Below are 23,006 nucleotides of genomic sequence, written 5' to 3' on the forward strand. Positions count from 1 at the left end.
CATGGCCGAAATCCTGCTGCTCTCCATCGATCGGATGCTGGCCCAGCGCATTGGCGATGCCATGGGGCAACGCGTTGATGTCAGGATGGTCCAGTCGCTCGACGCCGAGCCTCTCACCCGCCCCGGCGTCATCGTGATGGACCGCTCGGCGCTCCCGTCCGACCGGTCCCTCGCCGCATCGATCAGCGCCGTTGCGGATCAGGCGGCGGGCCGCTCGATCGTGCTTGCGACCGACGAACAGGACAGCGAACAGATACTGCACGCCGTCAGGGCGGGCGCCAAGGATGTGATCGCGCGCGACGCTGAAGGGGCGGAGATCGCCAATGTTCTGTCCCGCCTGCTCAACGCGACGATCGCCCAGCAAAGCACCGGGGGACGGCTCACGCTGGTCCTGGGGGTCGATCAGGAAGCAACCGCCATGGTGGCGAGCGACATGGCGCTCATCCGGAGCGCGGACCGCCAGCCCAGCCTGCTGATCGACTGCTCGCTCCCGACCAGCGCCGCTGCGGCCTATCTCGACCTCGACGTGACCTATGGCCTGGCTTCTGCCATCGCGGACATCGAGCGTCTCGATGCAAGCTTGCTTTCCAGCGCGCTCGCCCGCCACGCGGCCAGCGGTCTTGGACTGCTTACCTTCGATGGCGGCACCGGAGCGGAACCCGCGGGCATCGCCCCTACCGATATCGCGGCGCTCGTCCGGCTGCTGCGGGCCTGCTCGAGCGAAGTCGTCTTTTGCGCGGGGAGCCTTCGTCACGGCGGCCTGCTGCGCGAACTGGCGCTTCTTGCCGACCAGGTCGACATCGTCTGCGCCCAGTCGATCCGCGAACTCGAGGCCGCGCGTCGTCTCCTCGACCGCATCAGCCCCGATCACGCCACGCTCGAGCGGATGCGGCTGCTTGTCTGGGATCATCAGCCAACAGTGCTGCTCGACGGGCGCCGCATGGCCGATGCGCTGGGCACGGGATCCATGATGCCCCTGCCGGTCGATCGCGCGCAAAGCCGCAATGCCCTCAACGCGGGACAGCCGCTCGGGATCGCCCCGGACGGGGGCGCCTATCAGCAGGCCCTTCGCCGGGCCTGTGGCGCTCGGCCTCATCAGGCAAAGGGTGCGCTCGGCGCCATCCAGCAGTTGCGCCGCGGCGTCCTGCGGAAGCTGGAGCGCCGGCCATGAGCCTTCTCACCGAAGAAACCGCTCCCGTCGCGGGAACCCCGGGAACCGCGCGTCCCACGACCATCGCGCCCTCGGCCGCCCAGCGCATGAGCGACAGCTACCAGGCCGCCAAGGCCCAGACCTGCCAACAGGTCATCGAGCAGCTCGAAGCGCGCGGCAATACGGCCGAATCGCTCGAACGCCGCGCCCTGCGCGAAGAAATCGAACTCGTCATCACCAGCAGAAGCCGGCGCGGGCAGCTCGCGCTCAATTCAGCCGAGCGCCTGCTGCTGATCGAGGATGTCGAAGACGAGGTCGTGGGCCTTGGCCCGCTTGCGCCACTGCTGCGCGATCCGACCATCGATGACATTATCGTCAACGGACCCAACGCCATTTACGCCGAACGCGCAGGCCTTCTTGAAAAGGTGGAAACCCGCTTTCGCGATGACGCCCATGTCATGAACATCATCCAGCGAATCGTCGGGCCTATTGGCCGACGCGTCGATGAGGCATCGCCCTATGTCGATGCCCGGCTGCCCGATGGCTCGCGTGTCAACATCGTCATCCCCCCCATTGCGCTTGACGGCCCGCTCCTGTCGATCCGCAAGTTCCGCCTGCAGGCGCGCACGATCGAGGATTTCGTCGAACGGCAGGCCATGAGCGCCGACATGGCGGCCTATCTTGCAGCAGCGGTGCGGTCCCGGCTGAACATTCTCATCTGCGGCGGCACCGGCGCGGGCAAGTCGACGCTTCTCAACATGCTCTCGACCTTCATCGACGATCATGAGCGGCTGATCACGATCGAGGACGCAGCCGAGCTGCAGCTGCGGCAGGAGCATGTCGTCCGCCTGGAAACGCGGGCGCCCAATCATGACGGCAGCCGCGAGGTGAGCGCGCGCGAACTGGTCCGCAACGCGCTGCGCATGCGTCCTGATCGCATCATCCTGGGAGAGGTCCGGGGCGTCGAAGCGGTCGAGATGCTGCAGGCTATGTCGACGGGTCATGACGGCTCGATGGCGACCCTGCACGGCAATACGCCGCGCGATGCCTTCGCCCGGCTGGAGATGCTTCTGGGCTTTGCGGGCCTCCAGAACGACGTTCGCGCGATCCGCCGTTTCATCGCCAACAGCGTTCACATCATCGTCCAGATCCAGCGCCTCGCCAATGGGAGCCGGCGCATCGTCTCGATCGTGGAGGTAACCGGCCTGGAAGGCGAAGCCTATTCGCTCAACGAACTGTTCTGCTTCGACGAGCAGCCTCCCATGTCGGGCAAGGGGGAGTTCCGCACGCTCTCGCCCCGTCCCTTCTTCGCCCATCGCCTCAAGGACTATGTTCCTGGTTCCGTTGGGGAAAGCCTGTGCTGAGCGGCGTCGCCTTCCTGATCCTGGGGCTCCTGGTCCTGGCGGGCATAGGCTATCTCGTCCTGACCGAGCAGCGCCGGAACCAGGCGAGACTGGACCGGCGCCTCAACGGCATTGCCGCGCGGGCGCCGACGGCTTCGCCACTTTTGGCGCCCGTCACGGTGCCCGAGATGCTGGCGCCGTTGCTCGCCCAGGCGCAGGTCGAATTCACGATGCGCGCGCTCGGCATCGCCGCTGGCGTCCTCCTCCTCGTGGCCCTGTTCGCGCTTCTGCTCGCCGGTCCTGTCGTCGCGCTCCTGCTCCTCCTGGCCCCTCCCGCCGTCCTGCTCTTCTGGATCCGGCACAGAGCCTATCAGCGGACATCCGCGCTGATCGAGGCGCTCCCGCATTATATCGATGCCGTTCGCCAGATGCAGACGGTCGGAAGCTCCCTTAGCCAGGCGATCGAGCGCGCGCTTCACGAAGCGCCGGAGATTGTCCGGTCCTTCCTGGGCCCCGTTGCGCGCAAGCTTGAACTGGGCGCTCCGGTCAGCGATGCGATGCAACAACAGGCCGACCGGCTGCACATCCCGGAAATTTCCATGCTCGCCGCCGCGATCCGGACCAACAGCCGTTATGGCGGCTCGATCACGACAATATTGCTCAATCTCGCGGGCATCCTGCGCGAACGGATCCGCATCAAGCGGGATCTTCTGGCAGCGACGTCCGAAGCTCGCGTGAGTGGACGCGTGCTGATCGCCATGCCCTTCATCGCCGTTGCCATCCTGTTTTCCTTAAGCCCCAGCTACCCGGCCTTCTTTCTCCATGACCCGCGCGGCCATTCGATGGCGCTGACAGCCATCTTTCTCCAGGGACTGGGCGTCCTGGTGATGCGCCGCATGATGAGGCTCTCCTTTTGAGCGCGCTTGCTCTCCTCTGCATGGCCCTGGCGCTCGCCGGCCTCGTGGCGGCATTCCACGGCGGCAAGGCGCTGCTCGCCGAACAGCGTCTGGAAGCGCGCCTGTCCGCCCGTATCGGTGAGAACCGCGAGCCGCGGCGGGCCATCCGGCTGCCGGCTTTCTTCTCCGCGAAAGGCCGCGATCGCGCGGAGATTGAGGACAAGCTGCGGCTGGCAGGCTTCCAGGGGCTCCGCGCGGTCGAACATTTCGTATGGATTCGCCTCGGCGCGGCACTTGGCACGGGCCTTCTCCTTCTGCTCCTGAGCCTTCTCCTTTGGGGAAGCATGCTCGCCCACCCCATATTGCCGCTGATCGGCACAGGCCTTGCTTTCATCGCAACGAAGCAGCTGCTGCAAATCTTCGCGGCATCGCGCGCCCGGAAGATCACCGCTGAATTCCCCTTCCTTCTCGATCTCATGCTCATGATGCTCGAGAGCGGCGTGTCGCTCGATCAATGTTTCCGCTCGATCGCGCGGGATGAAGTCGTCGCGGTGCCCAACCACTCGGCCCTGATCGCCAATCTCGTCGCTGATCTCGACCGGGGCATGACCTATGAGGCGGCGCTCGATCGCTGGGCATCGCGCGTTGCTGTGAGCGGCGCGCGCGAGCTTGCCGCCCTCTTCCGGCAGGCCCTGTTCCAGGGCATCGAACTGGCTCCCGCCCTTCGCGAGTTCATCCGCGAATTTACCCAGCAGCGCGTCGCGCGGGCGCGCGAGGCCATGGGCAAGATCACGGTCAAGATGGTCGTGCTGATGATCGTCTTCTTCATGCCTGGGCTCTTCATCGTCCTCGCCGGACCTCCGTTGATGACCATTCTCGACACCTTGCGGGGGATCGGCCAGTGAACCGCAGCATCTTGCTTCCGCTCACTCTAGCCTTGAGCGTTCCTGCCCAGGCAGAGCATTCGCCGAACGACGCGCCGTCGACACGCCCACTCTATCTCCAGCTCATCCAGCAGGCGCGAATCGACGGGCGAGCGAGAGCCGCGCTCGCCTATCTCGACGATTTCGACCGGCGTTATCCCAACGATCTGGAGGCCCGGATCCTTCGCGTGAACAGCCTTCTGGACCTCGGCAAGGTCGAGGAAGCCGGAACGCTGGCGCAGGCCCTGCCCGACGATCCCCGGAACGGTGCGGTCAGCGCCGTCCGCGGTCATGTCGCGGCCGCGAGAAGTGACTGGAACGGCGCGATTGGCTACTATCAGGCCGCGCGCAGCGCGCGCCCGGCAGATCCCTTCATTCGCAATGCGCTTGGTTATGCGTTCCTGCGCGTCGGGCGATACAGCGAGTCCATCGACGCCCTGAAGGGTGCCGCCGATCTCGCCCCTGGCGACGAGGTCATCCGAAACAATCTCATCCTGGCCCTCATGGCCGCCGGCCAAGACGCAGAAGCCAACCGGACCCTTCGGGGTATCCGCGATGCCGACGCACGCGCCGACCTGCGCAAGACGCTCCTGGCCGAGGTCGGGCGCATCCACCTGTCTCTCTCGCGGCCACAAGGCAAAGGAAGCTGATCCATGCTGGCACTTTTCATTCTCGCTGCCGCTTCGGTCGCAACCCCCGCCCCGCCTGCACCTCTGCCGCTCGAGAGCGAGGCGCGGTCGGTCGTCGAATGGCAGCTGCGTGCATCGCCGCGATCCGAAGAGGATGTGCGACTTGAGGCTGCGGAAGCAGAAGCCGTCTACAAGCGCTATCTCGGATCGATCGGCAAGATGCTCGAGAAGCCGGATTCAACTGGCGGATCGAACGCGCGATGATAGCCTCGCGGCTCCTGGCATTCTGGCGCGACGAGCGGGCGGCTGTCACACCTATGGTGGCGGCGCTGGCCGTGACGCTCGTCGGCGCGACGGGACTCGTCCTCGACGCCGGCCTCTTTTATGTGGGCAATCAGGAGCTCAAGGCCGCGACCGAGGCCGCCGCGCTGACCGCGGCTATTGATACGAGTAGTAAGGAGACAGCAGAGGGTCGGGCTCGCCAGTATCTTAACGATAACGGCTTTCGGGACGTAGAGCTGCTTCCCGTCCAGACCGGACGCTACTGTGCTGATTCCGCCAAGAATGCCGATCGATTCATCGATGCGGATGCAAAGTGCCGGGATGAAGATGACAGCGTGGTTCGGCAAGCCAATGCTGTTCGCCTCACAACGAGGAAGAAAAGCAAACGCTTTCTGACCAGCATGTTCAGTTCTCTTGATCCGATGCTCGAACTGACAGCAACTGCGACGGCCGCTCGGATCGACGAAGCCGGAATTGCAACCACCGCGAATTTCCTGGGCGCTGATTCCACCAAACCCGTCGGCGCTCTACTGGATTCGGTCAATTCATATCTTCTCAATCCTCTGCTCGGCATAAATCTGACCAATGAGAGCGCCGTTCGCGCGATGATGACGCATAATGTGGATGCTGCGCTATTTTTCGACCATCTCGCCAAGCATGCTGCAAATGCCACATTTGAGCGCCGAGACAGTAATCCTACATACGGGGCGCTACTCGAGAGGGAAAACATTACGCTTGGTATGCTTCTGCTCTCAGCCTCGGAAGCCACCAACGACAAAGACACCGCAGACACTCTGAGATCCCTGTCAACTGCCCCAAAGTCCGGCAATGTGGTCAATTTGAAAGGCCTCTTCGGCCTTGGCGTTTGGCAGAACATGCCGGTGGGGGAAGGCAGTGCTCCCCAAGGGTTGCGCGCCGGACTGAACGCCTATCAACTCCTAGCTTATGCCGCTCAGGCAAGTCCAGCGACGCTGGATCTCAGCGCCCCCGTCAATCTCGTCATCCCGGGGAGTGTAGTCAAAATCGAATCCATCGGTACAACCTCTCCCAGCGACGCCAGCAAACCGCGATTCTCGTTTGGGCCTGAAGGCACAGAAGTGAGCACTTCGAGCATCCGGCTCAAATTGACGGTGGGACTAGGTAGTATTCCGCTCGTCGACAACCTTTTGCCGTCACTCCCACTTATGATCGACATTGGCACAGGCAGCGCAAAGATCCAGCGAATCCAATGTGGTCAAAACCAGATGGATGATACAACGGTGGATGTTCTCATGAAGGCTGGTCTGCTGGGAATCTATCTCGGCGACGCTCCAGCCAATGCCATGGATAAACCATTACCAGAGATTTTGCCTGAGAGAGACATCCGTCCCGCTAAAATCGTGAACGGAACCAAACTCTTAAATATTACGCTTACTCCAGCCATCACTGCTAGGGCACTCGTGGGTCCTGTAACGAGCTCGGAAACCCCCATCACTTTTTCTTCTCCCAGAGGAGAGGGTAAACCTCGGATCGGAATTCCCGGATCAACGATACAGGCCAACTATGATGGTGCCCCCGCAGAACTAACCAATAGCATCCGGCCTGGAGCAACCGTTTCTAACCTGCTCAGTGACCTCAAGCTATATGTCTGTGATGCTGACGGAAATAACTGCCTGCTGGAATTAGGAGCTCTCACTCGCCCGCTAGCCGTCGCTCTCGATCCTATTCTCCGGAACGTTTTAGACGGGCTTATAGGCTCCGTCCTCGACAATCTACTCGCAGCACTTGGCCTACAGCTAGGAAACTCGCGCGTCTGGGTGACAGGTGTCCGCTGCGGGGTGCCCGTTCTCGTCTGAATTTCGCTATTGGCGATCGGGATAAGCGCCCCGTCCGATCGACCATCCAATGAGGGGGCTTATTGGAAGGAAAAACAACATGATGCACAACATGCGTCAGTTCATCGCACGGCTCAGGAACGACGAACGCGGCCTCGCCGCCATCGAATACGCTGTCCTCGGCGCGATTCTTGTAGCAGCTATTGTGACAATGGGCGGAACACTGACAACGGCTCTCACCGGTGCCGCAACGGCAATTGGGCAAGCCGTAACTGACGCCACTACCTAAACCGAGACTTCTCGCTATGATCAGGAATCTTCTCTTAAAGAACCGCTTCGTTCATTGCGAGAAAGGCATGGCAGCGCTGGAATTCGTGCTCATCGCGCCAGCGCTGCTGCTCCTCATTTTTGCGGTTGTTTTCTATTCCTTCTATTTTTCTGCCTTTTTGGCGGTCCGCCAAGTTGCAAGTGACAGCGCACGAGCGGCAGTGGCGGGTTTGTCAATTGAAGAACGGGAAGATTTAGCAAGGAACCGTGCAAAAATTATAATCGATGCCTACGGCAACTTGCTATCGGGCATCGATCCTAACGCTGGCGTGACACCTGTCGCAAATACGGATGATGGGACACTCTCCGTAACAGTTGAATATGACTTCGCCAAGAACCCGATCTATCGCTACGGTGGCATTCTGCCCATACCGGACGACACGGTCATCAAGGGGAGATCCGTCGTCCCCAACGGGAGCTACTGAATGACGGGCGTGCAGCTTATCGCGATCTCCACACTCATTCTCATCCTGCTTCCCATCATCGTCCTGGAGTGGGAACAGCGTAATGTTCCGAACTGGCTTTACCTGCTGCTCGGCGCGGCGGGCATCGCCTTCACCTTGACCTCTCGGGGCTTGGGTGGTGCGATCGTCTCGCTTGCCGCAGGCATCGCCATTCTGCTCCTGCTTGCCGGCGCGATCGCCTATATGCGCAGGACCTGGAAGCTGCGCCTCCTTTCTGGCGGCCAAATCAAGCTTATGGCAGCCGGCGCTGCATGGCTTGGCCCTGTTGGAACAGCGCTCATGCTTTCGTTGGCCATTCTACTATTCGTAATCTCGGTCATTTTTTTGCGTATACGCAAAAAAGCAGTATTGCGCCCCGATTCTGAAGCAATCGCAGCTATTGCAATTCTGATTGTTCAGGTTCATCAAGGTTTGGCGACTTGATAACCTTTCTGTATGGGGCTTACAGAAATGAACATCCGGATGAATGGATGGGAGGCTAAAGAAAGGCCTGTGCCACGTGCGCGGCTGGAGGATCTGGGCCTGCCTGATAGCGCCAAGGCGCAGCTTCCGCATATCGGCACCGTGATGATCGTCGATGACGATCGTGAGTGGGCCTCCGAGTGCGCCTTCATGCTCGATATGCTTGGTTATCCATCGGTCAGCGCCTGCTCGGCCGAAGAGGCCCTCGTCCATATGCACGACGAACACATCTCACTTGTCATCGTCGACTACAGCATGCCTGACTGCGACGGCCTTGCCCTGGTTCAGGAACTGACTTCCCGGGCCGAGGAAGAGGATCGGAGCCTGCGCTTCATCATGGTCACCGGCCATGCGACAGTCGATGTCGCCGTCGGCGCGATGCGCGCCTCTATCGCGGATTTCCTGCAGAAACCGGTCAGCAGGGACGACCTCAGGCGATCCATCCTGCGCGTCAGCGGCCTTCACGACACCCCTGCCAGCCGCTCCACGCTCCTCAACAAGATCTCCTCACTGAGTTCCGAACTGCAACGCCTCGCGCAACAAATGGACGATCCCGTCCAGGCCCACGGCCGTGCGGTGCCCATTGACGCAGACTATATCCGCGCGCAATTGCGCGCGGAACTCAAAAGGCGGGAACTGATCGGCGGCGAGATTTTCGGCGACCCGGCCTGGCACATGCTGCTCGACCTTCTGCTCGCGAAGTTCGAAGGACGCACCGTCTCTGTTTCAAGCGCCTGCATCGCATCGGGCATGCCAACGACGACTGCCCTTCGGTTGATCAACCGAATGGTCAAGAATGAGGTCCTCTGCCGCATACCCGACGACAAGGATGGCCGGCGCGATTTTCTGCTCATCAGTCCCGATGTCGAGCAGGTCATCCTGGATCATCTCAGCGGGCAGACGAAATGATAGGGCCGCCATCGAGCGGAGGTAGAGCATCGTCCGATCAGACTGACTCGGACCATGCTCCATTTGCCTGCTGTTTCCCGCATTTTGCGAGCCAGCAGATGATGCCATCTGCCTGGAAAATGCTCTAGGCTGCCGCCTCTTCAGAGGCCACCTGCTCTCCCTCTCCTCCTCCACCAGCCCGTGCGGCAACGATCGTGGCCCGAAGGCGGGAAAGCAGTTCGTCCAGATCCGTCTCCTCGGTCACATTGAGATCGATCTGGACGCCCCCGCCCCTTGCCGGCTTGGCGCGTCCAACCCGTTCGCCTCCAGCAATGATCTCGATGTCGCGCGGCTCATCCTGCCCAGGGCTGGCGACCGATTCCCGCAGGCGCGCCAGAACCGTTGCCGGTGCAAGCAGCCGATCCCCCTGGACCGACCTTTCCTGCTGCTCCGCGGAGATCCGCCGGGCCTCCGCCAGCATGCGCATGCGCTGCTCCACCCTTTTGAGGAGCGGTGTCAGGACTTCCGAATGCCTGACCCGAAGTTCCGCGCGCGTACCGAACGCATCCACGATTTCCTCGGGCAACAGGGCAAGCGCGAGCAGACGGCTCAACTGACTGTTCGAAAGGTTAAGCGCATTGGCCATGCGGGACTGAACGCCCCCGTAGAAGCGATCCACCGCAGCCTGATAGCTGCGCGCGCGGTCGAGCTCGGTGATGTCTGCCCGCTCTCGATTCTCGATATCGGCGAGCCGGAACGCCTCCTCGTCGGACAGATCAACAACCAGCGCCGTCAGGCGCAGTTCGGGGCGGCCATTATGGTTGAGCCAGTCAATCGCGAAGCGGCGCCGGCTGCCTACGATCAGCTCATAAGGCCGATCCACGTCCGCCCCGTTCATGCGGACGAGCACGGGGATCCGGTTTCCCCCTTCCTGCGCTATGGACTCGATCAGCGACTGGCAGCTTTCCGCCGTCAGACCCGGCTGGTCCCGCGGATTTCCATCCCAGACGACACATTCGCCCGGCTGGATACGGATGGTAGTACGCCCATCGGATCCAGCCCCTGCGACATTGGCAAGCCGCTGGTCAAGACGGCTCAGCGCGTCCTCCCGTGCTGCCACCTGGCGCATGGGAGCCGGATCATAGGAGAGCGTTTCCAATATGTCCTTCATGAATCCAGCCATGGAACGCTCCCGCTATCGCCTTTCCCCGCCTCATAGCGCCACATTGCGCATACATCGCGCGCAATTGCGTTCGCTTCGGTTGTTTTTGCCCCGCTCACCCCATCAGAAGCGTCGGCTTACCGAAAGAACTGCCGCATGAACATTGCGATCCGAGCTCAATTCTCCCGTATAGCCCAGCCGGAAGGTCGTGCGGCTGTTATAGGTCGCCGACGCTCCTGCGCTCAGCAACGCCGCATTGCGCGCCAGCCGTGTCGGATTGAGCGTGAAGATGTCGAGGTCGCGGGCCACGAAGCGGGCTTCGATGCGGCTGTCGGGCTGGCTGCGAAGTTCCCGCTGATACTGAGCCTCTACTGACGGCCGGATCGCCCAGCGGCCCGTGTCGATCGTGGCCGACGCGCGCGCACCGACGCTCGCCCGCAGGGACTTGGTGCGATAGCTGGCAACTTCGAGCGATGCGGCCCCGCCACCTTCCATGAAGCCGCCAATGTCGGCATAGCGATATTGCAGGCCGACAAAGGGCTGCAGCTTGATATTGGCGGCGCGGAGCATGGCGCCCACTTCCGTTGTCGCATGCCAGCCATCGCCATCGACATTGGCGCGCATCCTGTCGGAAAAGCCCGTCCAGCCGACCTGGCGCCGCAGCTTGAACTCGGAGAAATTATAGCCCGCCGTCGCGTCGATGTAGAATTTGCCGTTATTGAAGCTCGCATAGGGTCCGATGTTCGTATTGAACGCCGTGATCCGGGGCTTCTGTCCTGAGTCCAGCTTCGCATCGATTCCGTCGATCCCCAGGGTCGCACCGACGATGAGATTCTCAATCGGGCTCACATCGATGGCGAAGCGGACCGAACGTGAATCACTCTTCGCTTCCGGCCGGTCGACCCGGCCCTTGTAGGTCGCCTGCTTCAGCCCCCCCACCAGCATCATGTTGATGGTGCGATCGCCGCGGACCGGCACATCCGCGCTCGCGCTCGAAGCGATATTGCGCCGCTCGACAAGATAGCTGCGGATTTCGCGATCAGCCGAGTCCATGGACTGGATCGAAAGGCGGGGTAAGAGGGAATAGCTACGCGCCGACAACTGCCCCAGCGCATCTGCACGCTCTGCAGCGGTGGGAAGAGCGTCGAGAGATTGCAGCATCGCCGCGCGATCGCCTACCGGAGCGGTAGTTGCTGAATCAAGCGAAGAGCCCAGCGAGGCCTCCCCTGGCGTGCTTGCATAAGGACCATAGGGCGCGGCATGGGCTGCCGTCATGCCCGCCGCACCCAGCAACGCGGCGGCCATCAGGCCCTTCTGCATGAACCGCCTGAATGTCGTCTCTGCCTTGAACATTGGGTCTGATCCCCTTTTCTTCTATTCTTTATGCTGATCGCCTTGCACATCGCGGGCGATCCTGCCGGTCGGAGGGGCATTTTTGCGTAAACGCAAAAATGCCCCTAAAAAACTAGTGTGTCGTGTGATGCCCGTTTCGCGGCCCGCTGCCATAATCGCCGAAGGCATGATTGAAGCTGCTCAGGCCTGCGACTGCATCCCCATAATCGGCCTTGACCCAGTCGCGGCCAATACTGGTTCCGCCGACATAGGATCCGGCCACCCATTCAGCAGCTTCATCGAGCGCCAACAACAGGTGCCAGGACGAGGCAACGCCATCAAGCACGACAATGCGCGCCACAGTCCGAGCGAGGTCAAGCAACGGGCCAACACGCGCACGGCTTCTGTCAGACTGATGGGCGGTATGGAGGAAGCCGCTGTCGATCTTGATGATGTCCGGCGCAATGCCGATAAGCTGCTCGATCGACGATGCAAGACCGCCGAAACGGCCGACGGCCAGGCGAACGCCCAAGGCTCGAATCCGATCGAGAAAAGGCTCCAGCTCGATATCGGAAGGCAAGTCACTCGTGTCGGCGACCTCCAGGATCAGTCGTGGACCGAGCGCTGCATCGCGATGCAACCGCGTGAAGATTTCATTCCATCCCGCTTCCCGGCCAAAGAGACTGGCGCTCAGACTCTTCGCGGACACCGGAATAGACAACCGCGCCAGAGGGTCGGCCTGTAGCTCGTCCAGCACGTCGGAAACAAGCTGGAGATCGATGATATGAGAGAGGCCAAGACGTTCAAATGCTGTGACCGCAGTGTCGCATTCCACCTGCTGACCGCTTCCGTTGGCCTGCCGCAATCTGCCGTCATAATAGAGAATGCGGCCACGGTCGTTGGGATCGGCGATCGGCCGCCATACTAAAAATGCTGTCCGGCGCCTGATGGCTTTCAGCAAAGCGACAGAGCGAGCCATGTCCGCACGGTAACGCGCCTCTTCCTTGGCCGACATACTACGCCAGGTAGCAATGGAACGCGGATGGGCAAATTCCAGTTCGGCAGTAGCCTCGGCCAGGAGGCGCTCGAAGTCCTCAGGGGTCGTCGAGGCATCGACAGGTCTGTAGGCCGCGCATATGTCAAGCAGGACGTCCACATCGGCGCAGCGAAAGGGCTCGGCGCTTGTGATGGAACAGAGTATTTCAACCAATTCGTCGGGGGAATAGCTCTCAAGGAGCCTGTTTTCCGCCAGAACTGTCAGCGCCTCACTCTCAACCGCTGCGATCAGAACCTTGCCGAGATGGCGCTCAAGACTTCTTCGAACATGCTTGAGAGCGTTGTTGGCCAACTCGTCGCCATAGGCTGCACAGAGTGCTGAATAATTATTCAGACGAACCGTGAGGAGATAATGCCTGCTCTCCTTTTCGACCGCTTTCATACTACGCACCTCATGCAAGACTGCGACATCATCATCGCCTTTCCAATTCAAGGCCGAGGGGACAGTGCGACCCGCCTGTCCCCTCGCCCCCCGGCCATCACCGCTGTGTCTGCGTGAAGCAGCGATGGCTCATGAGCATCGTCCGGCCCAAAATTGGGGCAGGGCCGGACGGCGCTCAATGTCAGTTTCCTCCCTTGAGGAGACCTCCGAGAAGGCCCGTGACCGGCGCAGCCGTGCCGCTGCCGCCCGTGACCGGTGCAAGCACCGAACTCACGACGCCCGTTACGGGAGCGAGAACCGAGCCTGAGCCCGTGCCTCCTCCCAGCACAGAGCCGACAACGCCGGTCACCGGAGCCAGAACGCCTCCGGCCGAACCATCAGTGGCGCCACCGACGACTGAATTGACGAGACCAGTGACCGGGGCGAGAATGGTGCCCGCTCCACCTGTCGCGCCACCGCCCAGCACCGAGTTCACAACTCCGGTGACCGGGGCGAGGACCGAGCCCGCACCGCCGGTGGCATCTCCACCAAGGACGGAGTTCACGACCCCCGTTACAGGTGCCAGGACCGAGCCCGCCCCGCCAGTGGCGTCACCGCCCAGGACCGAGTTTACAACTCCAGTGACGGAGCAAGCACCGAACCGGCGCCCGTTCCGCCCCCCAGGACAGAGTCAACAACGCCAGTCACGGGCGCAAGCACACCGCCAGTCGCGCCGCCGGACGTAACTCCTCCGAGGACTGAACTGACGACACCCGTCACAGGTGCAAGCACCGATCCCGTTCCAGCACCCTCGCCGCCAAGGACGGAGCCCACGATACCCGTCACGGGTGCAAGCGGCGATCCGCCGGTAGCGCCGTTCAGGACAGGAGCCAGGGTGTTGACGGCGTCAAGGACCGGCGAGACCACGCCGTCCACAGTCGATGTGACAGCGGCGGCGACCGGCGCGAGACCGGTTGTGACCTGACCGACCGTTGCTCCGACCTGGGAGCCGAGCAATGTTCCGGTCAGGTTGGCGACGGGCGCAAGGCCCGCCTCAACGCCTGCCGCGGTGGTTGGCAGCGCAACATCGACGATGGTTCCCTGCGAGAGCACGCCGACCGTGACGAGCTGACCCGTGGCCGCATTTTCGCCCGTCGGGTTCAGCAGGTTGACTCCTGCCAGCGTATCGGCGGTGCTTGCCCCGGTCAGCGAATTGCCGCCGGCATTGGCACCAATCAAGGGACCATTGAGCGTGCCCGCCGGATCGGTTGGGCTCCCCGGCAATGTGCCAGTCAGTCCGCCGACCAGGTTCTCGACGAGCCCCGTCACCGGTGCGAGAGCGCCGTTGTCGCCAATCAATTGCCCGGTCACCGGCGCCAGGACACCGTTCACGGTATCGAGGAGCGGCCCAGTCACCTGGTCGACGGTCGATGTGACGGCCGCCACGGTAGGTGAAAGACCATTGGTGAGCTGTGTTACAGCACCTCCCACCTGATCCCCCAGCAGTGCGCCCGTCAAGGAGCCAACCGGCGCGAGACCCTGCTGGACCTGCTCAGTGGTGGTAGGCAGTGTGACCTGCGCAACGGTGCCTTCGTCGGTCAGGACATCGACGGTCGCCAGAACGCCTGTCGATGAAGACGAACCCGGCAACACATTCACGCCGACCAGCGTGCTGGAGCCGCTGGGACCACCAACCGTGACATTTCCGACATTGCCACCAACGATCGGCCCGTTAAGCGCGGATGGACCAGTAGGTCCTCCCGGGCCGGTTGGACCACCAGGGCCAGTCGGGCCACCGGGGCCAGTCGGACCACCAGGGCCAGTCGGACCACCGGGGCCAGTCGGGCCACCAGGGCCAGTCGGGCCACCAGGACCGGTCGGGCCGCCAGGACCAGTCGGACCACCAGGACCGGTCGGGCCACCAGGACCGGTCGGGCCGCCAGGACCGGTCGGGCCACCAGGGCCGGTCGGGCCACCAGGGCCGGTCGGGCCACCAGGGCCGGTCGGGCCGCCAGGACCGGTCGGGCCACCAGGGCCGGTCGGGCCACCAGGGCCGGTCGGGCCACCAGGGCCGGTCGGGCCACCAGGGCCGGTCGGGCCACCAGGGCCGGTCGGGCCACCAGGGCCGGTCGGGCCACCAGGACCGGTCGGGCCCCCAGGGCCAGTCGGACCACCAGGACCAGTCGGACCACCAGGACCAGTCGGGCCCCCAGGGCCGCTCGGATCAGTGGGGCCGGACGGACCACCGGGACCAGTCGGACCGCCAGGACCACTCGGGTCAGTGGGGCCGGTTGGACCACCCGGGCCGGAGGGGCCGGAGGGATTTTGTCCGCCGCCCGCGCCTATGTCGAAACCGACGCCATCGGCACATGCCCCCAGGAGAAGAAGCGGAATGGCCGTGGCGCACAGGAGATAGCGCCGTCCTGAACGGAGCGATCCATGAAATGCCATTGGGGTACTCCCTGTTATTGCGAGACTCTCGCGACGAGGGACGAATAGCCCGAACCGGCGCACGGTCAGCGAGCAGAAGAAACCGAAGCGGTCATAACCCTTACAGGACGCCATTATCTCGTATCTGGACGGACAATATCATGCCTTGAATATCCGCAACAGACTAACCGATATTCCGAAATTCACCCATTCCTCAGCAAATCCAATCGCCTTCTCGCTCAATGCTACGCAAATGCAGCTTTCCGCTCAAGTCGCGATCTCAATTCTCCAAACAACCGGATCGGTTGTTTCTGTCCAAATACCGCCGCCGACGCCACGCCGCCGTGCTGAGGATCCTGAGCTCTGCGCATTGGGGGTGTGCGACAGGAACGAAGATCTGTCCGGGTATAGGCTGCATCGTCTGCTGACGAATCTGCGCCTTCATGACCAACCCGATATATGGTCATTGCCCAACGCCATGGCTCGTCTGGATGAATGCCACTCATGCCGCCCCTTCCCCATCGACTGCCGAGCGACACGCGCATCTGCCAAGACAGCGGCATAAGGCTTCGGTACTGGAGCCATCCTGAACGCTGGACATGGCCCCACCCGCACCGTCGGCGGCCAGGCATTTCCTGTCCCCGCGCCCACCACCGTCTCATTGCCGTTGCCTGACGAGCGGTTTGGAGGCGATCTGAGGAGCCCCTTTAGCGCATCTTCAGCTCGGCAAGCGGCACCGTCCACACCAGAATGCATGGTTGCTCCGGGCCGCCCCATTGAGGTCGCTGAAACGAGGTCCCCCACCCCTTCATCTCATCCGCGCGCAGGCCAGACCGTGGCGCCCATATGAGTATATGACCGGGTCAATGTTCAGCCGAACGTCGCCAGGTGCGAGGAAGCATTTGGGTCCGGTGTGCACCGGACTCTTGGAACCCGACCTGCAGAATGATCGCGGGGACCGGTCCAAGGGGGCGCTCCCGCGGCGAACCACCGCCAAGTCGCTGTTTCAGCCCAGAACCCCCGCGGCCTTTAACGTGAAGACGAGGTCATCGGCCAGAACCGGCATGGCGCCCGCGGCAATCGCAACGCCGAAGGGCACCGTCGCTTCGCGCCATTGCCTTCGCCTCCACAGCGCATGCGCCACTGCCCCTGCGGCAACCGCCCCTCCTGCAAGAATGATGACTGCGATCATTCCAACAACGTCTCCGGCACGGATCCACAATAGCAGCGCGCCGAGCAGTTTGATGTCTCCGCCCCCCACGGCGCCCACAGCAAAGAGCAGCAGCAACGGCCCTGTGGCGACCAGCAGAACGAGAAATTGTTGTCCGATCGAGGCTGGCATAGCGTCCCCCGACACCCCAATCCAATAGGGCACCGCGGCAATGGCGGCCAGCAGGGACAAACCATTGGGTATCCGCCGGAAACAGACGTCGAAATAGACTGCGGCGCCCAGCAGAATGAACAGGCACAATAAGCTGCCCCCGCTCAGCAAGGGGATCGACGGAAGAGCCGATGGTGACATTGGCTGCACTGCCTGCAAATTGGGGAAAGATAGGAGAATCCCGTCAGCCGATCAGAAGCGCGGGATCGCGGCGATCGGGCGCGAATTGTCCCTTACAGATCGGGCAACGATCCGCCAGGCAACCGCCATCCAAAATCGTTTTGGACCGCGTGATCACTCATCTCCATCGCGGCCCCTCGACCCAGCTTACAAGGCTACGCCGAATACCCTTCGTCACCGGGAGAACACGATGCTGCAGGAATGATGGAAAGATCAACATGCTGCCGCGCGGAGCGAAGGTAGCGCCGGGCTGCTGAAGGCCGAAAAACTCAAAAGCCCCACCCTCATAATCCTCCGGTTCGGAGAGCTGGACGACGAAGGACAGCTTACGTGCATAGGGCCGAGGGGATTCCAGCCAGACGTCATGATGCCAATCATATTTGCCGTGCGCCGCGCCGTGATATTCCGTGTATTGCAGGTCGAACGGCGCCACGATGTCCACGCCGAAATTGGTCCTGTTCGACGCATGAACATAGCGCATCAATGTCTTGACGAGTTCGGCCTCAATGTCGGGATCCAGCCAGCGGATCGTAGAGCTGCGGTAAGCATGGTCATCACGTTGCGCTTCGTCAAAGCCAACGGTCGCGGACTGCACAGGATATTGCTCCGCCTTCTCGATAACAGCGTCACAGTCCGCAGGTGACAATATCGCCGGCCACACTTCCCAGACATTCTTCATAGCCAAACTTCTTTCGTTGGAAGAGACCGCCCGCCGTTCCGGACCTTTGGATCTGGTGAATGGCCAATTTTGCGTATACGCAAAATCGCTAAAACGCTCGACCAAGCCCGAAGAAGAAGCGCGCCTTCCTGCTATAGGCGTCGTTAGGGCGCTTGACCGGGAGTGCAATTTCGGCGCTCGCGCGCCAGCCCTTCCCTACGCCCACGCGCACGCCGCCGCCGGCCGATGCAAGTGAATAATCCTGCGCAGCAATCCCATAATATGGTCGCGCAACAGCGTGGGCTACTGCACCATCCACATAAGCGAACAAGGATGTCGCCTTCAAAACCGGAGACTTCGCCGGAAGCGACCAGCTCAATTCCAGGTTGGATGCAAGTGCCTGATCGGATGTTATGGTACCGATCCGATAAGCCATGCCGGCACCCCTTCCCCCCAAGGAAAATCTCTCGGTTACCGGAAGCTTATCCTTGGAATATTGCCCTTTAACAGTCACTTTTGCTGTCAAGTTATTCAATAGCGTTTTAACCGCTATTGCCTGTATATTCACCTTGGAAAATTTAATCTCCGAAAATCCGGTAAAGGCTTTGGCGCCAATGGCGTTGATCCCCTGGCTCACCACGGCAGATGCAGCATAGCCATTCTTGGGCCCCACATCGGACCATGACAGCCCCGCTCGGACCGCTCGGGACCGATAATCACCAAACTCGGTATCGAGATAATAATTGGTGCTGTTGATTCCATCGAGCGACAGGCTTGCGGACAGATTTTTCTTGTACGATCGGATGATCGGATATGTAAGGGAAACCCCCGCGAGCGTCGCCTCACCTTTTATGTGCGTTCCCCGAGACTTGGTATTAACCTGCGCGAAGTTCGCGGACAAAGTCAGACCATTGCTTCCCAATGGCGTGCTGTGGCTCAGCGAATAATATGTATATCGATCCGGATAGAAGGGAAGATAAGCGGAAACCCTTGTACTATCGCCTTCGCGAACAAGTCCATGCGCCGCTACCGAAAGTTGCGCCTGGACGCCCTCCACGACATTGCTTACCCCGCTATTGTCTATCGTAAGTCCAATATCGAGTTGCTTACGCTTGACGATCACATCGAGGATCAGATCACCGGCCGTTGGCATCTGGCGAACAGCTACATTGACCGTCTGCCCCGGGATATCGCGCAGCAGTGACAAAGTGCGTTCCAGCGTGGATTTACGCAGTGGATCCTCGCGCATCAGACGCTGCATATGGGCCCCGATCAACTTCACCGGGGCGCTAGGCGAGATGCCGCTCAACGTATAATTTTTTATTCGCCCTTCAACGACCCTGACTTTGATCTCGCCGCCCACGGGCGCCTGGGCGGGGATCGAGACAGCATAAAAAGCAATATCGCTTCGACCGTAGGCGGCGGTCACTGCGTTGGCGACCCCCTGCAAGGTGGCGTTAGTCAGGGGGTGACCGATAAACGGCGCGACTGCTTCATCCAGGACGGACTGGCGGAGCGAGGAGCCTTCATAACGCACACGGGCGAGCTGGACGCTGGCAGCAGAAGGCGACGCAGGCGCCACTTGAGGCGATGGCGCGGATGCCGCGGGAGTGGCGGGCCCCTGCTCCAGACGCGGCGCGACCCGGTCGGTTCGGTCGCGGTCGATAACGGGCGCGCTGCCCAAATCATTGACGCCGGCCTGTGCACCCTGGGCGCGGGCGATGGTGGGCAACAGCAAGACGATCGCAAGGATCATCACCAAGACGAGTTTTACTACGCCTTCCGGCCTCTGTTGCCCGGATAAGCGGCCAGTTGCCCGTGAGATGCCGGGGAGCACCGAAATTGCCCTGTTTCTTTCCATTGGAAAAGACGGTTACTTGATTTACCAAAGCTTTCATCAGTAACAAGAACCGAATCGGTTGCTTTGGCATGATTCAATGACGCTGGTTGCTTGAATGGCGATCTTGATCCCATGGGTGCGGCCAGAGCATGGTCCGATCAGATTGAATGGGATCATGCTCTCCTTATCTCTTGTCTTCCGCATGGTCCACGCCGGCAGGCGACAACCCCATGTTTCGAAAATGCTCCCGTGCGACAGCTATGGCGCATGCCGTTCGCTTGCGTCGGAGGCACCCTCCCCTTCCTGGTTGATATTGCATCGGGTCCGCATGCGCAGCTTACCCCCGCGTCTGGCTGGTGACCGTCACGCGGATGTCCTGCCGCGCGGGACGCCATGTTCGCGCCGGCATTCCATCGTCCCTGCCAATATGTGCAGTAGACCCCAAAATTGGGCCAATGGCGATTCGTGTCAGGCCGATGAGATTGGAACGACCTTGTGAGTCAATCTTGTCGGCTGGCAATTGGGCAAAAATGCGGTGAGGGGCGGAAAAATTCGAGGCGCTCAGAAGCTCTCTCAGAAGGACTTTTGGTGGTTGTCGATACTTTCCCTATCTAACCCCTTCATTGCGCTCCACGGGCTTCTGAGGGGATTTTAGAGATAATTCATGATTTGTTCCCTTCTCCCCCTCGCGCGTGAACTGGGCCAACCAATCCGAGGAAAGGTAGCATGCGGATCGGCGTTACCTCGACAGGATGTAAAAATGGGGGACACCGTCCCTGGCTGCGTGGGCATCTGGCAGGAAGGCGTCGGTCAAGGCTGGCGGTCATGAAACGCTGCTGAGCTGGCGACATGACTGAAGCTCACCGCCGTCTCCGACCAGCATGGTACATTGCTCGACTACGCGGCACGCCGGGGAGCTCGACAGTTCGGCTTTGACGCCCGGGGGATTGTGTAGCCAGTGAAGTCAGCCGCCGATCAACCACGAACATCCGTGCTGCTGGACCCGCGTGAGATTGCCAATGTTCGAGCGAGATGGGGAGGCATGTTGCTTCGGCAACATTGGCCTTGAACCAGGGATCATAGAAAGCCAATTGTTCTGCGCTGGTGCGTCCCTCACCGCGGGGACACGATATAGAAAGATGGAACGGAGAATAACGCGGAGGGAAAGGGCAGGTCGTGGCCGCGATCCGGGCGGGAACGTGAACTGCAGACATCAGGCCGCGCGATTGGGAAAACTCCTGTGTTCCAGCGCCCCACCAGCGTGGATCTTGCATGGGCGACGTTCCCAAGTCCGGGGAAAGGCGGGACGGATGCTCGCGATGGAAGATGTCCGTTCAGTCCGGAAACGTCCCTTGAGGTAAGTGACATCGATCCAGAGATAGGGTCAGCCGCCTTCGATCGGGCGATCAAGGAAGACCTTCACAATCTCCTGGCGCCACCGGCGCCCGCTCATGCCGAGCGCTTTGACCAGATCATCGACTGCCCGCGTTTAGATGCTCCATATGGATCGCCGCGGCCAGCGCCTTCTCCGCCAGATGGTGCAGGTCCCGCAAGCAAGGAAAATAGCTGCCGGTGCGCAGTTTGGGGATGCGCAGCCCGACGCTCCCGTTGTGCCGGGCCTGTCGCGCCGCGCTCTTCTCGCGTAACCAGCGCGCGTCCGGCCAGCTTCGCTACAGTGACGCCGCACCACGTCCAGGGGGCACATCCCTGCCTCCTCCGCTGCGCCTACCCGCGCCGACTATGGACGGCCGAGCGCCCTTAGTACCACGAAGCCGACAGACCCCAGCTCGTTGGCACCACGGAAATAATCGCGACGGCGGTCGTCGATCGTCCGAGCAAAGCGCCAGCGGGACTGACTCCAGCCGCATCGTGACGGACTTTCTAAAGGCCGCTTTCAGTTGAATTTCAGCCTTCCGCGGTTCAAAAATGCTCATCTTCTTGCTGCCCTGAAAAATGATCACATTGGCGCCGACCGAACGCCTGTTAGCGAGGTTCATGACGATCCCCCCTCCCCTCCCCAGCCCATCGCTCATGGTCTGCTATGCGGAAGCACAGGCCGCATTGGCGCGGCTCGAGGAGCATCTTCGCCTCAGTCCTGTCCGCCAGCCCCTGAGAGCGCGCATCGCGCTATCCGAACGACAGGCTCTCGCCGCCATCGACATGGCCGACTTGCCCGAGGAAGCCGTGGTCATAGACGGCCGAGGCCGACTGACGACCAGCGTGTATGACCTGACGCACTGGAAACATGCGATCGGGATGCCGATCACCCTCAATGCCCTCGTCACCGATGCTTCTGCCCTTCTGCAGTGGTTCGGCATGGACATGACGCAGCCGCGCCAGAACGCCCTGGGTCACCGTGAGGCATGGGAGCTGACGTCGGCGGTCGAAGCCTGGAGCAAGGCCTGCAAGGCCTTACCCCCCTCCCCTGCCCTCGTCCATTCCGGTCGGATCGCCGCTTTGTGGCGGCAACACTCTCCGCTCGGCCGAGGCGATGTGGTGGCCAGCCTTCTGGTAGGCGATCGATGGGGTCCCGGGCGATGGAAAGGCTCGCAGGGAGGGTTGACCGCACTGGGTCTCAAACTGGCTGGAGGACGGTGGAAAGTCGCCAGAGACACCGAACTGGATCGGCTTTGGCTCGACGCGATCGCGGCGGGCGCCAACGCCCATCTTCAGATCGAGGTTCAGCTGCGGGGCTTTGCCCGCCGCGCGAGAATGCATCTCGCCGTTCGCCGGCGTCCAGGACGGCTGAAGGACCTGCTCTCCTTTGCCATGGCACGGCCCGCCATTACGAGCGGTGAGGTTGCCCGGCATCTGGGCCTGACGTCAGCTGGCGCCATCAAGCTTCTGCTGACTGCGGAGCTGGAAGGCTTGCTCGTCGAAAGGACGGGTCAGGCGAGTTACCGCAGTTACATGGTGCCTTTGTCCGGACCGAAGGCTGTGCCTAGAACGCATCGTCCGGCATCTGCTGACATCTTTGAGCTCACAATTTGGGACGATGAGAGCGATGATACGGGCGCACCAGCCCCTGTGAGCGGCAAAAGAGGTGAGGAGTGAGGCGAGTTACCCCCGGGACCTCACGCCTTCTCAGCAGGGCTTGAACGGCGATTTAGGGGCATTGCGCCGTTAGTTCTCGCTCCATCGCGAAGAATCGCTCCCCTTCCCAGCCCTGCCCTTCTTCCGCGCCGATCAGCTGCAAATAGTTCGAAGGCCGATGGCCGCTCGGTTGCGGCCATGATCGTCAGGCCATCTGCCTGAATCCCTTTTCTGACACCTGGCGAGAACTGCGTTTGCGGCGTGCAGAGCTTGCTGCTTTCCCGATTCTCATGCAGGTGGGGCGGGTTGTGGCGCCACATAGTGCGTTCCGTCGGGTGCCGGGTCCTTCCTCCCTCTCATTCCCTCACGTTCCGTTCAATCACTCAAAAAAGAGG

18 protein-coding genes and 2 pseudogenes are annotated in these 23,006 nt (G+C 61.6%); 12 read left to right on the top strand and 8 right to left on the bottom strand.

Features of this window, described 5'->3' with window-relative positions:
• Nucleotide 1 precedes the first annotated feature (1 nt).
• The 11 genes from TZ53_RS24595 (at nucleotide 2) to TZ53_RS24645 (ending at nucleotide 9,199) form a co-directional block, all read left to right on the top strand.
• A complete protein-coding gene (locus TZ53_RS24595; protein ID WP_044663494.1) occupies nucleotides 2–1,171 on the top strand; it encodes an AAA family ATPase in 1,170 nt (389 codons plus the stop codon).
• Nucleotides 1,168–2,514: a CpaF family protein gene (locus TZ53_RS24600; RefSeq protein ID WP_044663495.1), complete on the top strand. Its 1,347-nt coding sequence runs from the start codon at nucleotides 1,168–1,170 to the stop codon at nucleotides 2,512–2,514. Before TZ53_RS24595 ends, TZ53_RS24600 begins: the two co-directional genes overlap by 4 nt.
• Nucleotides 2,508–3,410 carry a type II secretion system F family protein gene (locus TZ53_RS24605; RefSeq protein WP_044663496.1) on the top strand — a complete coding sequence of 301 codons (903 nt, stop codon included), beginning with the start codon at nucleotides 2,508–2,510 and terminating at the stop codon, nucleotides 3,408–3,410. The genes TZ53_RS24600 and TZ53_RS24605 overlap by 7 nt, the downstream gene beginning before the upstream one ends.
• 20 nt (nucleotides 3,411–3,430) lie before the next feature.
• Nucleotides 3,431–4,294, top strand: a complete 864-nt coding sequence (locus TZ53_RS24610) for a type II secretion system F family protein (RefSeq protein ID WP_238320199.1) — start codon at nucleotides 3,431–3,433, stop codon at nucleotides 4,292–4,294.
• Nucleotides 4,291–4,962, top strand: a complete 672-nt coding sequence (locus TZ53_RS24615; protein WP_238320200.1) for a tetratricopeptide repeat protein — start codon at nucleotides 4,291–4,293, stop codon at nucleotides 4,960–4,962. Before TZ53_RS24610 ends, TZ53_RS24615 begins: the two co-directional genes overlap by 4 nt.
• A 3-nt stretch (nucleotides 4,963–4,965) precedes the next feature.
• The gene (locus TZ53_RS24620) at nucleotides 4,966–5,205 is read left to right on the top strand and encodes a hypothetical protein (protein ID WP_044663498.1); all 240 of its coding nucleotides are present in this window, start codon (nucleotides 4,966–4,968) and stop codon (nucleotides 5,203–5,205) included.
• A gap of 53 nt (nucleotides 5,206–5,258) precedes the next feature.
• A complete protein-coding gene (locus tag TZ53_RS24625; RefSeq protein WP_172668354.1) occupies nucleotides 5,259–7,058 on the top strand; it encodes a TadG family pilus assembly protein in 1,800 nt (599 codons plus the stop codon).
• Between the two features lie 79 nt (nucleotides 7,059–7,137).
• Nucleotides 7,138–7,326: a Flp family type IVb pilin gene (locus tag TZ53_RS24630; RefSeq protein ID WP_044663500.1), complete on the top strand. Its 189-nt coding sequence runs from the start codon at nucleotides 7,138–7,140 to the stop codon at nucleotides 7,324–7,326.
• 67 nt (nucleotides 7,327–7,393) lie between these two features.
• A complete protein-coding gene (locus TZ53_RS24635) occupies nucleotides 7,394–7,789 on the top strand; it encodes a TadE/TadG family type IV pilus assembly protein (protein ID WP_238320201.1) in 396 nt (131 codons plus the stop codon).
• Nucleotides 7,790–8,251 carry a prepilin peptidase gene (locus TZ53_RS24640; protein WP_044663502.1) on the top strand — a complete coding sequence of 154 codons (462 nt, stop codon included), beginning with the start codon at nucleotides 7,790–7,792 and terminating at the stop codon, nucleotides 8,249–8,251. It begins immediately after the preceding gene.
• Between the two features lie 144 nt (nucleotides 8,252–8,395).
• A complete protein-coding gene (locus tag TZ53_RS24645; RefSeq protein ID WP_044663610.1) occupies nucleotides 8,396–9,199 on the top strand; it encodes a response regulator in 804 nt (267 codons plus the stop codon).
• Between the two features lie 124 nt (nucleotides 9,200–9,323).
• On the opposite strand, the gene TZ53_RS24650 is transcribed toward TZ53_RS24645, so the two are convergent.
• From TZ53_RS24650 to TZ53_RS27725, 8 genes and pseudogenes are all read right to left on the bottom strand, one after another.
• Entirely contained in the window at nucleotides 9,324–10,361 is a 1,038-nt protein-coding gene (locus TZ53_RS24650; RefSeq protein WP_044663503.1) for a ParB/RepB/Spo0J family partition protein, read from the bottom strand.
• Between the two features lie 102 nt (nucleotides 10,362–10,463).
• Entirely contained in the window at nucleotides 10,464–11,693 is a 1,230-nt protein-coding gene (locus TZ53_RS24655; protein ID WP_044663504.1) for an autotransporter outer membrane beta-barrel domain-containing protein, read from the bottom strand.
• 112 nt (nucleotides 11,694–11,805) lie between these two features.
• The gene (locus tag TZ53_RS24660; RefSeq protein ID WP_084694449.1) at nucleotides 11,806–13,110 is read right to left on the bottom strand and encodes an EAL domain-containing protein; all 1,305 of its coding nucleotides are present in this window, start codon (nucleotides 13,108–13,110) and stop codon (nucleotides 11,806–11,808) included.
• Between the two features lie 181 nt (nucleotides 13,111–13,291).
• Nucleotides 13,292–15,540: pseudogene (locus TZ53_RS27720) on the bottom strand (beta strand repeat-containing protein).
• A 985-nt stretch (nucleotides 15,541–16,525) separates the two neighbouring features.
• Complete coding sequence (locus TZ53_RS24680) at nucleotides 16,526–17,041, bottom strand: A24 family peptidase (RefSeq protein ID WP_044663507.1); 516 nt, start codon at nucleotides 17,039–17,041, stop codon at nucleotides 16,526–16,528.
• 157 nt (nucleotides 17,042–17,198) lie between these two features.
• Nucleotides 17,199–17,759, bottom strand: coding sequence for a 2OG-Fe(II) oxygenase (locus TZ53_RS24685; protein ID WP_044663508.1), 561 nt, complete (start codon nucleotides 17,757–17,759; stop codon nucleotides 17,199–17,201).
• A gap of 88 nt (nucleotides 17,760–17,847) precedes the next feature.
• A complete protein-coding gene (locus tag TZ53_RS24690) occupies nucleotides 17,848–19,494 on the bottom strand; it encodes a ShlB/FhaC/HecB family hemolysin secretion/activation protein (protein ID WP_044663509.1) in 1,647 nt (548 codons plus the stop codon).
• A 1,393-nt stretch (nucleotides 19,495–20,887) separates the two neighbouring features.
• Nucleotides 20,888–21,218 (bottom strand): annotated as a pseudogene (locus TZ53_RS27725) (transposase); the annotation flags it as partial.
• Between the two features lie 391 nt (nucleotides 21,219–21,609).
• On the opposite strand from TZ53_RS27725, the gene TZ53_RS24695 reads away from it, so the two are divergent.
• Nucleotides 21,610–22,632, top strand: coding sequence for a hypothetical protein (locus TZ53_RS24695; protein WP_238320202.1), 1,023 nt, complete (start codon nucleotides 21,610–21,612; stop codon nucleotides 22,630–22,632).
• Nucleotides 22,633–23,006 lie beyond the last annotated feature (374 nt).

It is taken from the genome of Sphingobium sp. YBL2 (genome assembly GCF_000943805.1).
Classification (GTDB): Bacteria; Pseudomonadota; Alphaproteobacteria; order Sphingomonadales; family Sphingomonadaceae; genus Sphingobium; species Sphingobium fuliginis.